Annotated in this window: 9 protein-coding genes; 8 read left to right on the forward strand and 1 reads right to left on the reverse strand. The window is 37.1% G+C overall.

Features of this window, described 5'->3' with window-relative positions; genetic code table 11:
- The first annotated feature begins 149 nt into the window (after nt 1–149).
- Nucleotides 150–1,655 carry an alpha-amylase family glycosyl hydrolase gene (locus BN853_RS03485; protein WP_030004563.1) on the forward strand — a complete coding sequence of 502 codons (1,506 nt, stop codon included), beginning with the start codon at nt 150–152 and terminating at the stop codon, nt 1,653–1,655.
- Nucleotides 1,652–2,506, forward strand: a complete 855-nt coding sequence (locus BN853_RS03490) for a DUF1189 family protein (RefSeq protein ID WP_030004564.1) — start codon at nt 1,652–1,654, stop codon at nt 2,504–2,506. The genes BN853_RS03485 and BN853_RS03490 overlap by 4 nt, the downstream gene beginning before the upstream one ends.
- Before the next feature lie 82 nt (nt 2,507–2,588).
- Here the strand turns inward: BN853_RS03490 and pulA are convergent, their stop codons facing one another.
- Nucleotides 2,589–5,411 (reverse strand): type I pullulanase, encoded by a 2,823-nt coding sequence (gene pulA, locus BN853_RS03495; RefSeq protein WP_030004565.1) that lies wholly within the window; start codon nt 5,409–5,411, stop codon nt 2,589–2,591.
- A 154-nt stretch (nt 5,412–5,565) separates the two neighbouring features.
- Between pulA and BN853_RS03500 the strand changes: the two genes are divergently transcribed.
- The 6 genes from BN853_RS03500 to BN853_RS03525 all read left to right on the forward strand — a co-directional run bounded on the left by BN853_RS03500 (nt 5,566) and on the right by BN853_RS03525 (nt 14,203).
- Nucleotides 5,566–7,098, forward strand: coding sequence for a pullulanase-associated domain-containing protein (locus tag BN853_RS03500; RefSeq protein ID WP_030004566.1), 1,533 nt, complete (start codon nt 5,566–5,568; stop codon nt 7,096–7,098).
- Between the two features lie 11 nt (nt 7,099–7,109).
- Nucleotides 7,110–8,465: a sugar ABC transporter substrate-binding protein gene (locus tag BN853_RS03505; protein WP_030004567.1), complete on the forward strand. Its 1,356-nt coding sequence runs from the start codon at nt 7,110–7,112 to the stop codon at nt 8,463–8,465.
- Nucleotides 8,466–8,547: 82 nt separating this feature from the next.
- Nucleotides 8,548–10,740, forward strand: a complete 2,193-nt coding sequence (locus tag BN853_RS03510) for a carbohydrate ABC transporter permease (RefSeq protein ID WP_030004568.1) — start codon at nt 8,548–8,550, stop codon at nt 10,738–10,740.
- 1 nt (nt 10,741) lies between these two features.
- On the forward strand, nt 10,742–12,115 hold the full coding sequence (locus tag BN853_RS03515) for a sugar ABC transporter permease (protein WP_030004569.1): 1,374 nt from the start codon (nt 10,742–10,744) through the stop codon (nt 12,113–12,115).
- 2 nt (nt 12,116–12,117) lie between these two features.
- The gene (locus BN853_RS03520) at nt 12,118–13,842 is read left to right on the forward strand and encodes a glycoside hydrolase family 13 protein (protein WP_030004570.1); all 1,725 of its coding nucleotides are present in this window, start codon (nt 12,118–12,120) and stop codon (nt 13,840–13,842) included.
- Nucleotides 13,835–14,203: a hypothetical protein gene (locus BN853_RS03525; protein ID WP_030004571.1), complete on the forward strand. Its 369-nt coding sequence runs from the start codon at nt 13,835–13,837 to the stop codon at nt 14,201–14,203. Before BN853_RS03520 ends, BN853_RS03525 begins: the two co-directional genes overlap by 8 nt.
- Nucleotides 14,204–14,276: the final 73 nt, after the last annotated feature.

A 14,276-nucleotide genomic window follows, 5' to 3' on the forward strand; every position in this document is an offset into this window, starting at 1 on the left:
TCTTTGAAGATTTACAAAGAATATCCTCCTTTATTTGATATCAACCTCATTATAGCGTAGTTTTCTTTGATTTGACAAAGAGTAAACATGTAAACCCTTACACATTTAGGGTGTGGTATGATATATAATAGATAAAGAGGTGCTAAAAAATGAAAAAAATACTATTAATGATACTCATTATGACATTTGGAGTCTTCTTGATTGGTTGCGATAAAGATGAGCAAGTAAAAGAAGATCCAATCTTAACACAGTTTAGAGAAGCATACCCTAGACATAACAATTACTACCAAGTATTTGTCAGAAGTTTTGCCGATAGTGATAACGACGGTATCGGTGACTTTGAGGGGATTAGACAAAATCTTTCTTATTTTAAAGAGTTAGGGATTAACGCGTTATGGCTGCTACCGATACATCCTTCAGCAAGTTATCATGGGTATGATGTTACAGATTTTTACGACGTTAATGAAGAATATGGGACGATGCAAGAGTTTGAAGCATTAGTTAGTGACGCTAAAAAAATGGACATCGATATTACCATCGATATGGTATTAAACCACACGTCTGACCAACACCCTTGGTATCTTTCAAATCGTGATTGGTATACCCAGTTTTCATATTTTGGGGGTTGGATGCCAGAACTTGATTATTCAAAACCAGAAGTTAAAGAAGAAATGTTAAAAGTAATGAAGTTTTGGATCGACAAAGGTGTTAAAGGTTTTAGAGTCGATGCAGCGGTTCATATCTTTAATTCAAGACCTTACGTCAACGACCTACCCGCTTCACAAGATATGTTGTTGTCAATTGATTACTTTAAATTCTTAAGAGCACAATTACGTCAGTATGACCAAGACGTTTACATGGTTGGCGAAGTATGGACAACGAAAGATTACAGTGCGTCTTTTTATCAAGGATTTGATAGCCTATTTAATTTTGATGTCTCCGATCGTATCATCGACATCGCCAAAGGTAGCAACTCTGGTTATAAGTACATCAATGACGTGAATCAAACTTACCGTGCGTTTCAAAATGTGATGGATGCCTATAACAATCAATTTGTTGGTCAAAACGAAGTCTACATCGATGCACCTTTCTTAAGAAATCACGACCAAGATAGAACAGCATCAATTCTTAATGAAACCCAAAATCAATTCGCCTTAGAACTATTAATGGGCTTACCAGGTAACACGTATCTTTATTATGGTGAAGAACTCGGAATGAAGGGCATTAAATCAGATGGTACCGATGACATTTGGGATGAAACAAGACGCTTGCCATTTGTTTGGGGCAATGAGTTTGAAACCGATTGGTGCAGTAAATGCATCAATTACGATATAAACACAGAAGATTACTTAACACAAAAAAATAACCCGAATTCTCTATTTAATACGTATAAAACACTACTAAATCTTAGAAACAGTCAACCTGCATTAAAATACGGTCAGTTCGAGATTATTGAAACATCAAGCAGCTTAATCTCAGCTTATAAACGCACAGCAACGCTAAATGATTACCAACAAGAAGTGGTTGTTTACCACAACTTTTTAACCTCAAATTTTGAATTTAGTTTGGATGGTTACGACGTTCTTTATTACACAAATGGAGAATACAATGGTCAAATGGCACCGAGAACTAGCTTGTACTTGGTGAAAAAATGAAACATGCACTGTTTGTCTCATTAACTAAAGTCAAAGACATCTACTTTCTTAAAGACGCACGTTGGTTTCACGCCTTCTTAGTTTACCTAATCGCCTCTGTTTTATTGGTTTTTCCGATAAGCTTGAATTTGATTAACTCAAAGACCACAAATTATGAATTAATCGGTGCAGAACTTGCGACTAAAGAAATCGATGGACTGTTAGATGAGTTGCCTAATTTCTCAATTGCACAGGGCAAACTATACTATGCACCTGAGTTAGAAGATCAAGTAATCACGACAAACTTAAATGATTCGTTTATTATCATTTTAAACACAACTTCGACTAAAATAGAGGGTATAAGTACAAAAATTAATACGATTATCTTCAATGATTCGAGCTTTGAGGTTTATTTAGCGGGTGTGTCCTTTAATTATGACTACCAACGTTTTTCAAATATCCACGTATCGGATTTAAAGAATATGGACAGTGATGATGCGATGACTATGATATATAATAATATTTATGTCTCACTAAAATCAACATTCTTATTACCTTTAATCTTGGTGCTCATTGTGGTCTTCTTTGTTACTAATTTAATTTTCATGTTAATTATTGCGATGTTCGCAAGACTTTTAAGAATTAGAGACCATAACGTTCCAATTTATAGTGAAATCTTAAAAATATCATTTTTCGCTTCGTTATTACCATCGATTATTAGTATGCTCATTGGATTGCTAGCACCACCGATTACCATTGTGTTATTCAACTTTGGTTTGCCTTTGATGCTATTGATTATTTATCACAAGAGTAAACAAATTCAAATTAATGACATTTATAAGACTCAAAAAGACGTCGAATATCTACAGTAAACCAGCAAATTTTGCTGGTTTTTTTTGACAAATGATTGATTAAAAAAAACAGTTGAAATCTCGATTTCAACTGTTTGCTTGGTTAGCGTTTTTTAAAATAGAAGAATAAGCCAGCACCAACACCAAGAATGATTGCCGATGGAATTAATACCATCGCAAGCAGTGGGAAATCATTGCTGTCGGATGGTTCTGGAATGACCTCGGTTGCATTTGAATTTTGTCCATAATAAACAACGATGGTTTCATGCGCTGAGATATTGACGGTTTTACCATTTTCAATTTCAGCGTTATTGATTGTTTGTGCTAAACTGGTATAAGCAATTTTCCAAACCAAGTCGCCATCCACGTTTGTTTCGTCTGTGCCTTGTGGTAAGGTAAAATGTGCCATCGGTAATGTACCATTGTTGTGTATAACAATCATATCTGGGTAGATGTCTTTATTGTTTTTTAAGCGATAAGCAACTAGGCCATCATTACCTGTTTCAAGTAGACTAACCGTTTGATCGACTTCATCAAATGTATTTAGTCTAAATGAAGGGTGTGTTTTTCTAAATTCGATGAGTTCTTTATATTCAGTAAAGACGTCGTTATAGTCAACTTTAAAGTTATAGTTGATTTGATTGACTTTATCTGAGGCGTTGTAAGAGTTGTAGTTTAATCCTTCCTTTACATGTTCATTATCAGATTTATCAGGTTTTGAACGCATCATTTCTGCACCTGCGTGTATGAAAGGCACACCTTGAGACATTAAGACAATGGCGTTTGCTTGTACTTGCATTAGTTTACGTATCACATTTGTTTTCCCACCAGATGTTAAACGGATTTGGTCAGCAAGTGTTGAGTTATCATGAGCTGATACATAGTTAACGTTTTGATTAGGACTAGTAAAGGTGTAATCCGTACCTCTAGTACCTAGAATGGTGTTTTTGATGTTACCAACTTCGTCATTTTTACCTTGAACCCAGCCTGGACCTTCACCGTTGTTGCTGCCTCGAATTGAGTTTCTTGCGATATCATTAAATGACGCAACACCAGGCATTTGATTCATGGTTTGTTTGGTTGCTTGTTGAGATAACGGCAGTGGGGTTGTACCGCCTGTCCAAGGTTCACCATAAATGATGATGGTAGGATCGATTTTGTGTAATTCTTCAGCAATTAGATTCATGGTTTCAACGTCATGAAGTGCCATCAAGTCAAAGCGGAAGCCTTTGACGTTATATTCGGTCGCCCAATAGATGAGGCTATCGACCATGAATTTACGCATCATGTAGTGTTCAGATGCGGTTTCATTACCTGTACCACTACCATTAGATAGTGAGCCTTCGCTATTTAGGCGGAAGAAGTAGTTTGGTAAAATCTTATTGAAATTATAGTTCGCATCGCCTGTGTGGTTATAGACCACGTCCATCACAGTTCTTATGCCGTTATCAGATAGCCCTTTAACCATTTGTTTAAATTCACTTACTCTTGTTGAACCAGTGTAAGGGTCGGTTGAATAAGAACCTTCTGGCACGTTGAATAACGTTGGCATGTAACCCCAGTTGAACCCACCATCTTTGACGTTGAAGTAATTAGGATCATCGAGTCTTGTTTCATCGACATAACCAAATTCGAATGCTGGTAATAAGTGAAGGTGTGTGATTCCGAGTTCAACCATGTGGTCAAGCCCCGTTTTAACGGTTGTTTCGCCTTTAGTATAGGTTGTTCCTGACTCCACAATACCTAAGAATTTACCAACGTGTTCTCTCTTACCTGTCCATGAGCTATGGCTAGTCAGGTCTCTAACGTGTAGTTCATAAATAATTGCATCAACGTAACGGCCACTGTACTTAGGTAGTTCTAAATCATCCCATCCACTAGGGTTGGTAGATTCAAGATCGACAATAGCCCCTCGAATGGCATTTACACCACTTGAGGTTGCATATGGGTCAACGACTTCATTTATGACGTTGCCATTTTTTACGGTATAGGTATAATATTTATTTTTTAAGTCTTCGTTTAAAGTTAGTTCAAAGACCCCTTTTTCACCACGAGTCATTATATGTGTCGTGGCTGTATCATCACCGTCTGCTCTTACTGAGGTTGGATGACCAGCATCATAAATGTTTAAAGTCACTTCATCGCTGATTGGTGCCCATAGTTTAAATGTCGTAGCGGTTGGTGAATACGAAACACCTAAATCGTTACCTTCATAACCATAAGCCGCTTCGAAAAATGGTGAATTATATACCCCATTGAAACCGACATTTAACTTAGCTGTGGTTGCGCCTTGATCATCAAATAAAGCCTCTAAGCGATAAACGAAAGATAAATCGACGGTGTCTGTTGTAAAGGTGTAACCGGTCTTTGATCCCTTAAGGTTGTTTACAGGGACTAAGACGTCATCTTTATATAATTTAACAGAGGATAAATTCGGAACATCAACGGTTGTTTGAAATCTAACTTCAGTCGATGAGGTAAAAGTAGCCGTTAAAATCTTGTGGAAGGTTTCAGGTACTTCGGAATAAACAACCACATCACCTTGAATAATGTAGAAGTGATAGTCGCCATCAATCAATTTACCATCACTTACTTTGACGATACGGTCACCACCCGGTTCACGGTCTTTATCCCATGATCCTCTTGAACGGATAATAAACCCGTATTCATCTTCTAAACCGACAGGACCATCCTTTTTAAATGTACCCCAGGTTTTGGAGTTGATTGTTTCATCGACTGGAAGAATATCAACGCCGGTATCTCCAAATTTCCAAATATGTGCGTCCCAGTCGGTATAGGTTGCGTCATACCTAAAATAGTGGAAGTATAGATTTGGGCTGTCTACCGCAGCTTTTAAATTCGACACTATAAATAAGGATGAATAAATCATTAAAAATAGTAACGTTAACTTTTTCATTTTTGTCATTGTAAAGCCTCCTCATAAGATATCTTATCATAATACGGCAATTTATGTAAACGCTATCAATTGTGAAACCCATTACACAACATCCAAAGATGACAAAAGCGATTTCATAGTGTAAAATGAAAGTGAAGTTAAAGATTTCATAAGGAGGAAGAAAATGAAAAAAGTTTTATTTGCTCTAATCGCATTATTTACTTTCGCATTTAGTTCATCACTATTTGTTGAAGTAGATGCTGCTGAAGGAGAAAAAGTAGTTGTACATTACTACAAGTTCGCAGGCGACTATGATGGTGTAGGTCTTTGGACTTGGGATAATGGAACAGACGATTCTCACAACAAAGCATTTGCTAAGTCTGGCATGGACGATGCCGGATGGGCTATCGTTGAATTTCCAGTTGACAAAGCAACTATGTCAACAGAAGGGAAATTTCTACCATTTGCTTTTGGTGTAACTCAAGGTGAGTCTGGATGGCCAGCTCAAGGTGATGCTGCAAAAGACAGTAAGAACCAACAAGATGTTAGTTACGATCGTGAAGCATTCAAAGCAAGTACAGAAAATGAACTTCACGTTTACTTTGTTCAAGGCCAAGACGCTGCTTATATGTCAAGAGAAGCTGCAATGATCGCTGCTGGTCTTGCTAAAGAAGACGCAGAAGCACCTGGCACAATCGATGCAGATTTTGTTACGATGACTGTCATCTACTACGATGCAACTCAAGACTATGAAGGTTGGAACATTTGGACATTTGGAAATGGTACGGATGCTTCTAAAGACGGTGTAGACTTCATGTACGAAGTAAATTATACAAATGAAGGCATCACTGGTGTACACCAAATTGCTTTTATTTACATTAATAAAGCAACGACAGAAGAAACTGGATTTATCTTACGTACAGAATCATGGGATAAAAAATTCCCAAGTGACATTATGTTTGACAATAGTGAATTAATTGCTGCTGGTGGCGGTACGGTTTATTATTTAGCTGGTGAAGGTTCACTTAGAACTGGTACATTGGTTGAATTCTTAACAGACGCCTACGCATTCAATTTCAATTCAGCAGTTGCAGCATCACAAACACAAATTACGATTGAAATGAATAAAGAAATTGTAACAGTGGTTGTTGATGAAGAAGGTGTAAAGACACCAGTATTTGAAAACAGCTGGATCGTGTTAAAGGATAAAGATGGAAACATCGTTCCAATCGAAGATATTTTATTTAACTCAGTGGTTGAAAAAACAAAACAATTCTCAATCGTTTTAGCTGAAGCAAACGAGTTAGATCCTTCTAAAGCGCCTTACACTGTAAGTTTTGATTATGAAGGTCAACAAGCCGTTAAAGAAGTTAGTTATGATACTGTAGCACCGACATTCACATTATTGGTTGATAAAAACCAACGCGTTGAAATCGGTTCAACTTGGGCATTAGGTCTATACACAGCAACAGATGCTGTTGATGGCGTATTAACTCCATTTGTTACTGCATCAGGTATCGTTGATACATCTAAAGTTGGTACATATACCGTAACACTTAGTGTTTCTGACGCTCTAGGTAACGTTGGAACAGAAGTCCTTACAATTAATGTTTATGACCCATGTGACGAAGAAACAGCAAGTGCAAGTTTATGGTTAGGATTCATTTCTGCACCATTAGCAGTCGCAGCGATCTTCGCTCGTAGATTCTTTTTATAGGAGGCAATAACATGAAAAAAATTATATCTATTTCAATTACATCACTTCTTGCTGTAGTTGCAATCGCATTCACTATTGTCTCATTAACCGGTTGCGGTAAAAAAGCAGAACCATGCATCACCCCAACAGGTGGATCTGTGGTTAACGTAGGTGAAATCGTTAAAGCAAAACAAGAAGTTAGTTTATGGATTGATGGCGAAGGCTATGGCGCAGCATTAAAAGAAGCGTTTGAAGCTAAATACCCACAATACGTATTAAAGACAGAATCCGTTGGTTCAGTTGATACACGTGCGAAACTTGAGTTACAAGGTAAACAAGGCGCTGACGTTATCGTGTTCCCACATGACCACATCGGACTAGCTTTACAAAGCCAAGTCATTCAAAAATTACCAACCACATTGGCAAATCAATTCAGAGATGAAATGCTTGATGCGACAATCACAACAGTCGAATCAAATGGTGAACTTTACGGGGTTCCTCTACAAGCAGAATCAATCGCTTTATTCGCAAACATGAAGTTAGTTCAACCATTAATCGACAAAGGCGATTTACCAGCTGAATTCACATTTGATGATATTGTCGAATTAGCTAAAACATACAACAATAGAGAACAATCTAAATATCTTTTAGGTATTGACATTGATGACTACTATGTTGCACATATGTTCTTTACTGCTTTTGGCGTTGAATTATTTGGTCCTAACCATGATGATCCAACAAAATTAGGTGCAGAACAACCAGAAATGGTCGAAGCTTTAACTTACATTTATGAAGAATACGCTACAAAATTAGTCGGTACTGAAAGAGTAAGATTATTACCTGAAACAGCAACTTTAACAAGTGATTACCTAAAGACTCAATTTGATGCAGGTAACCTACCATTCATGTTCTCAGGTCCTTGGGGCATTGAAGCTTCAGCTGAATCAGACGCTGCTGGCACAATCGACTTAAAGATCTCTAAAATTCCTCAAATTACGGTTGATAACGTATTAGCTGATCCTGTGACTTTCTCAGGTGTTCAAGTAGCTGCTGTTAGTTCATACACTGACGTACCTGCTGCTGCATTTACTCTATTAGAGTTCTTAGCATCAGAAGAAGGTTTAACAATTATGTATGAAGAAACAGGTAAATTACCAGCACTTAAAGACTTATCAAATATTCCAGGCTTAGCTGAGGATGAATTCTTACAAGGCATTAGTGCTCAATTAGCATTCTCACAACCAATGCCATCAATTCCACAAATGGGATTTGTATGGAATACATACGCAACGATGCTTGCAAACGTATTTAATGGTGTTGAAACACCTGAAACTGCAGCTGCAAAAGCTAAGACAAACTACGAAGCATTAGCTGGATTAGCAAACTAATTTTAGTTAGATAAACATTAGGACAAAGCCATAGCCTAAAAACTATGGCTTTTCTTAAATGTTTTAAGAAGGAGTGAAAGACATGCGTGAAGAAAAACGCAACAACCAAATCCTGCACATTTTCAAAGCGATTGCTTCAAGTTTAATATGGGGATTAGGACAATTATTTAACAAACAGTACATCAAAGCAATGATGTTCTTTTTAGTGTTTGGTTTGATGATTGGCATTGAAGTATCAACGGGGGATTATTTTAATGACCAACCGTTTGATTTTTATGAAACGAAGATTCCTGGTGACTATCTAGGTGGCGAAAACATCCGTGATAAGTCAGGTGATTCAAGTTTCTCAGTTGAGTTTCCAAGATGGTTAACGTTTAACAACATAACCACAAACGATACCGAATGGAATGCATTTGTTCAAGAACATATGGCTAATGGAAAATCAACACTTACGACCGATTTAATCATCGAATTTACGTCAGCACGTATTCGAAGTATTCATGAGGCAAAGATTGACGACATAAATGATCAAGCAGATAGTTTGGCTGAGAGTCAAGCCATAACATTTGTTGAAACACGTGCAACAGATGACTTAAGAGTTGAACTTCAAAACCCACTAGCAACCAAAGAAACAAATCCGGTTGAGTGGCAAGCCATCTATGACCGTTTGTACCCATCTTTATATCCGGCACGCTATGCGAGTCGTTTTAATGTAAACTATAACCAACTCTACGATGAAGAGATGCTTACAGACAAATATTTAAGTGGCATGCAACGCTATTTTTCTGAAAAAGTTAACCAACCAGGGTCAAACTTTATTCTAATTAGTGGGGATGACTGGAATGAATTATTACTTAGAATCTATTTTGGCGCTTTTCCTGAAGAGTATATCGAAGTTTATGAAGAGTATGATAATTTCTTCTATGAAAAAGGCGGTTTCTTTGTAAAAGGTATTTGGTCTGTAATTACACTTGGTGAAGCGCCTCAATCAACGGTTGATGGTAGCTCTAGAGTAGCATTTTTAATGCCAAATGGTGTCTTACCTTTCAGTTATACAGTCGAGGGGCACAATTCAACTCAATTGCTCTTAACAGGGTTAATTGCAATTTTAACTTTAATCTATTTCTTAATGATTTATGTGTGGAATATACGTGATGCATACAAGACATCGGTTGCGCGTCAAAAAGGTGTTAGAGTGACAGAAAAAGAGTACTTTAAATCTCTATATGACAATTCATTCGAATACATTGTATTAATGCCTGCCATTGTGATGTTAACGTATATTACAATTATGCCTATTTTATTTAGCTTAGCGATCGCTTTTACAAACTATAATAATCAACACATTCCACCAGCACAATTGGTTAGCTGGGTTGGAATATCAAACTTTAGATCGCTATTTAGTATTACTGGTGGATCGACAATTCCATTTGGTGATGTCTTTTGGAAAGTATTCTCTTGGACATTAATTTGGGCCATAGGTGCAACATTTACATGTTTCTTTGGTGGATTTATCCAAGCAGTCATTATTAATAATAAACGCGTGGTATTTAGAAAAGCATGGCGTGCAGTATTAATTCTACCATGGGCAATACCTGCGCTTGTTTCACAATTGATGTTTAAAGTAATTTTCCATGGTGAAGGGATTGTTAATAAGTTTTTTGAGCTTTCTGGTGTCAATGAATTCTTAAGAGGCATTGGCTCCTTAGGACAACCAATGTCACTACTAACGGCTTCAACAGCGACATTCATGGATAGAATCGTGTATCTAGGTGATAACTCAATTAACTGGTTAGGAAACGAAGTAAACCCATGGTTTGTCAGAATCTTCATTATTGTTTTAAACATTTGGCTAGGATTCCCTTACTTTATGGCATTAATGTCTGGGGTAATGACAAATATCTCTAAAGAATTATATGAAGCAGCAGAAATCGATGGTGCAACACCTTTTGTTCAATTTAAACAAATTACAATGCCGTTGGTCTTGTATCAAACATCACCACTATTGATTATGACTTTTGCTGGTAATTTTAACAACTTTGGTATGATTTATTTTATTACAGGCGGTGGACCTGGTGGTGGTGAATCATCTAGGGCGTTTGCAGGTTATACGGATATCCTGATTTCATGGATCTATAAACTAACCACTGACGCAAACATAAGATGGTATTCAATGGCCTCTGTATTCTCAATTTTAATCTTCTTAATTATTGGGTCTATTTCGGCTTGGAATTTCCTTAGAACGAAATCATTTAAAGAGGAGGACATGATGTAATATGGAAAACTTATTATATATTGTAGGCTTATTGGTTGTCCTTTTCATGATGAATTTCTCTGTCGTGACCTCGGTAGCTGATGCCAAGAAAATCAAACGTCAAGACGTCGTAGTCCTTGCGTTAGCGCCTGTTTACGGTATCGTTAAAGTGCTAAAGTTAGAAGCAGTTGAGCTCAATCCAGGGTTATTAAAACAAAGACTTAATGCAAAATATTTATTACTTACGGCATTAAAGTTTACGATAATCGTATTTTTATTTGTCTGGGCATTAACGAATTTAAACAGTAACATTGTTTTATTAAAAATGTTTGCGGCACTTGTTGTCATCGTCATGGTATTTATTAACCAATCTGTGACACACAGCATTGCAGACAATCGTGGACAAAACACATTTTTTGCTGGATTGATGGGATTCTTACCGTTGATAAGTATTGGTTTTTATTTGCTGATTCCATCAAAACGTAACATTCTAGAACAAACCGTCAGAAAACAATACTCAGTTAGAGAATTGTTTGGTCGTGCGGTAATCTATACGGAAATGACCGTGTTAGCTTTCTTAGTTTTAGTCCCTGTTATCTATATTATCGGTACAGCACTAACAGATAGCTCTGAGATTCCTTACCGTTTATGGCCAGAAAATGTATCATTTAGAAACTTTGAGATATTGACTTCTCAACGTTGGTTAAAAGCTGGACAAGCAGAACCAACCAAAGTCTATTTCATTGAATGGTTTAAAAATACATTATTAATTGCCGTGGTCAACATGATCGCATCGGTGTTATTAATTACAGGGTCGGCTTATGTGTTCTCAAGATTTAAATTTAAAGGTAAAAAATTCGGGTTGTTATCAATCATGATCCTTCAAATGTTTCCAACGTTTTTAAGCTTAATTGCAATGTACATTTTATTCGATACCTTTGGTCTACTTAATAAACCACTGGCCTTAGTTATGGTCTATACAGCAGGTGCAATTCCTTTTAACATTTGGCTAATTAAGGGTTATTTACAAGGTGTACCAAAAGACTTAGACGAATCTGCGACGATCGATGGTGCGAACAAGGTACAAATTTTCTTTAAGATTATTTTACCGCTATCACTCCCAATCATCACGTTTGTGGCGGTTGGTCAGTTTATGGCACCTTGGTTAGATTACATCTTGCCATCCTACATATTGAGTGGTACAGGTGCAGATGCATCTAAGGGCTGGACCATCGCAATCGGTCTATTTAGATTCCTTGAAGCAGGGAACTCCCTTTATAGACCTACCTTATTTGCTGCAGGTGCCTTAGTCATTGCAGTCCCTATTACCGTTTTATACGTCACCTTCCAAAAATATCTAATTGAAGGTATGACTGCGGGTGCAACGAAAGGATAACTATGAGTTTTTTAGAAAAAAAATGGTGGAAAGAAGCCGTAGGCTATCAAATATATATCAAAAGTTTTAATGATTCAAATGGTGATGGTATTGGTGATATCAACGGTATTATCGAAAAGCTTGACTACTTAAAAGATCTAGGTGTTGACTTGCTATGGATATGTCCATTTTATAAGTCACCAATGGATGATAATGGTTATGACGTATCGGATTACTATCAAATTGCTCCAGAGTATGGGACACTTGAGGATGCCAAAAAAATGATTGATGAAGCGCACAAACGTGGCATCAAAATCATTGCCGATTTTGTCATGAACCAAACATCTGATGAACACCCGTGGTTTATTGAATCAAGAAAATCGGTTGATAACCCTTACCGTGATTATTACATTTGGCAAAAGGGTAAAATCGTCGATGGAAAAGAAGTCGAACCAACCAACTGGGCATCGTTTTTTGGCGGGTCCTGCTGGCAAAAAGATGAATTAACCAATGAGTATTACATGAAGATATTCTCCAAAAAAATGCCAGACTTAAACTGGGCAAATCCAAACGTTAGAAAAGGGATGCAAGACATCGCAACGTTTTGGCTTGATCTTGGTGTGGACGGTTTTCGAGTGGATGCCGTGGCTCACATTGCACGCTCAACCACCTTTGAAGATTCCACGATGGAGAGTAATGAAGTTTACAAGCCGGATTGGCGTAAGTTTTCTAACTTACCTAAACTGCATGACTATTTACATGAATTCAATCAAAACGTCTTAAAACATTACGATGTGATGACGGTCGGTGAAGTTGGTGGTGGTGCATTACCGGAAGAAGCCATCGAATATGCTGGACTTGATCGTGATGAGTTAAACATGGTATTTAATTTTGACCACAACTGGTGTAACAACGTTTGGGACTTAAAAGACCCTAACGAACCGATTGTAGTTAACCTTAAACACATGAAAGAGATGTTCTTGAAATGGCAAAAGAATCTTTATGGTAAAGCATGGAACCCACTTTACTGGCTAAATCATGATCAACCTCGTGTGATGAGTCAATATGGTAATGAGAAAAAACCGTTTTTATCGGGTTCGATGCTTGCAACTGCACTCTATTTTATGTGGGGCACCCCATTTATTTACCAAGGCGAAGAAATTGGGATGACTAATTACCCATTTAAAACTATTGACGATTTTAATGACGTTAGTGTAAAGACAACCTACGCGCTTGAAAAGTCAAGAGGCAATACAGACTTAGATCGGTTCATTGGCTTTACCGCCAAACGCAGTCGAGATAACGCTAGAACACCGATGCAGTGGAATAATAAACCTTACGCAGGGTTTTCAACAAAAGAACCGTGGTTTCACGTCAACCCAAACTTCACTAAAGTGAACGTAGAAGATCAAATCAACGACCCAAATTCATTGTTGAATTATTATAAAAAAGTCATTGCTTTAAAGAAAGACGACGCTTATAAGAGCACACTTGTTTATGGTTCATATGAAATGATTAATCAAGAACACCCTCAAGTTTATGCGTATCTTAGAAAAGGCGACCAAACCATTTTGGTGGTCACCAACTTCTTTGATTGTGAGACATCCATCTCGCTAAACGGACTTAAGGTAAAACAAGTATTATTGTCAAATTACGAATCAAACGAGATTTCGTTAGATAACCTGATTTTAAGACCGTACGAATCTTATGTGTTTGAAGTCAGTGAAGGAGGTAGTAAACATGAATAAAATCAAAGCAGATGTGATGCGTTCAATCGAATCATACATAATCTATTTCGGCGCATTGTTACACTTTCTTTTCTTCTTTATTTTTGAATTTAAGAACATCAATGTCCCTAATCCTGACATGGAAGTTGCCGGATTAACAATTGTATTTCGTCTGATTGTATTAATCATGGTACTTGTCATTGCTGGGAAATTAAGAGATATCGCGGATGATAATAAGGGTCAAGCAATTACGTTATTCTTAATTGGTGCGTTTGCCTTTATTCCCTCTGCCGAACGTATATCAAACTTAGTGCCTGTTTTTATATGGGTAGGTACTGCGGTTTACATCATCATCAAATATAAAGTATTAGTAAAAAAATAAATACGACTCAAAGCCATTTGCCATTGTGCGAATGGTTTTTTTATCGGTTTTTAACAATTATGAGTTCAAAAAC

It is taken from the genome of Paracholeplasma brassicae, from assembly GCF_000967915.1.
Lineage (GTDB): Bacteria > Bacillota_I > Bacilli_A > Acholeplasmatales > UBA5453 > Paracholeplasma > Paracholeplasma brassicae.

Coding starts and splice junctions, on each gene's coding strand:
- BN853_RS03515 (WP_030004569.1), top strand. CDS start 10,742: ATGGAAAACTTATTATATATTGTAGGCTTATTGGTTGTCCTTTTCATG.
- BN853_RS03510 (WP_030004568.1), top strand. CDS start 8,548: ATGCGTGAAGAAAAACGCAACAACCAAATCCTGCACATTTTCAAAGCG.
- BN853_RS03485 (WP_030004563.1), top strand. CDS start 150: ATGAAAAAAATACTATTAATGATACTCATTATGACATTTGGAGTCTTC.
- BN853_RS03500 (WP_030004566.1), top strand. CDS start 5,566: ATGAAAAAAGTTTTATTTGCTCTAATCGCATTATTTACTTTCGCATTT.
- BN853_RS03525 (WP_030004571.1), top strand. CDS start 13,835: ATGAATAAAATCAAAGCAGATGTGATGCGTTCAATCGAATCATACATA.
- BN853_RS03505 (WP_030004567.1), top strand. CDS start 7,110: ATGAAAAAAATTATATCTATTTCAATTACATCACTTCTTGCTGTAGTT.
- pulA (WP_030004565.1), bottom strand. CDS start 5,411: ATGACAAAAATGAAAAAGTTAACGTTACTATTTTTAATGATTTATTCA.
- BN853_RS03490 (WP_030004564.1), top strand. CDS start 1,652: ATGAAACATGCACTGTTTGTCTCATTAACTAAAGTCAAAGACATCTAC.
- BN853_RS03520 (WP_030004570.1), top strand. CDS start 12,118: ATGAGTTTTTTAGAAAAAAAATGGTGGAAAGAAGCCGTAGGCTATCAA.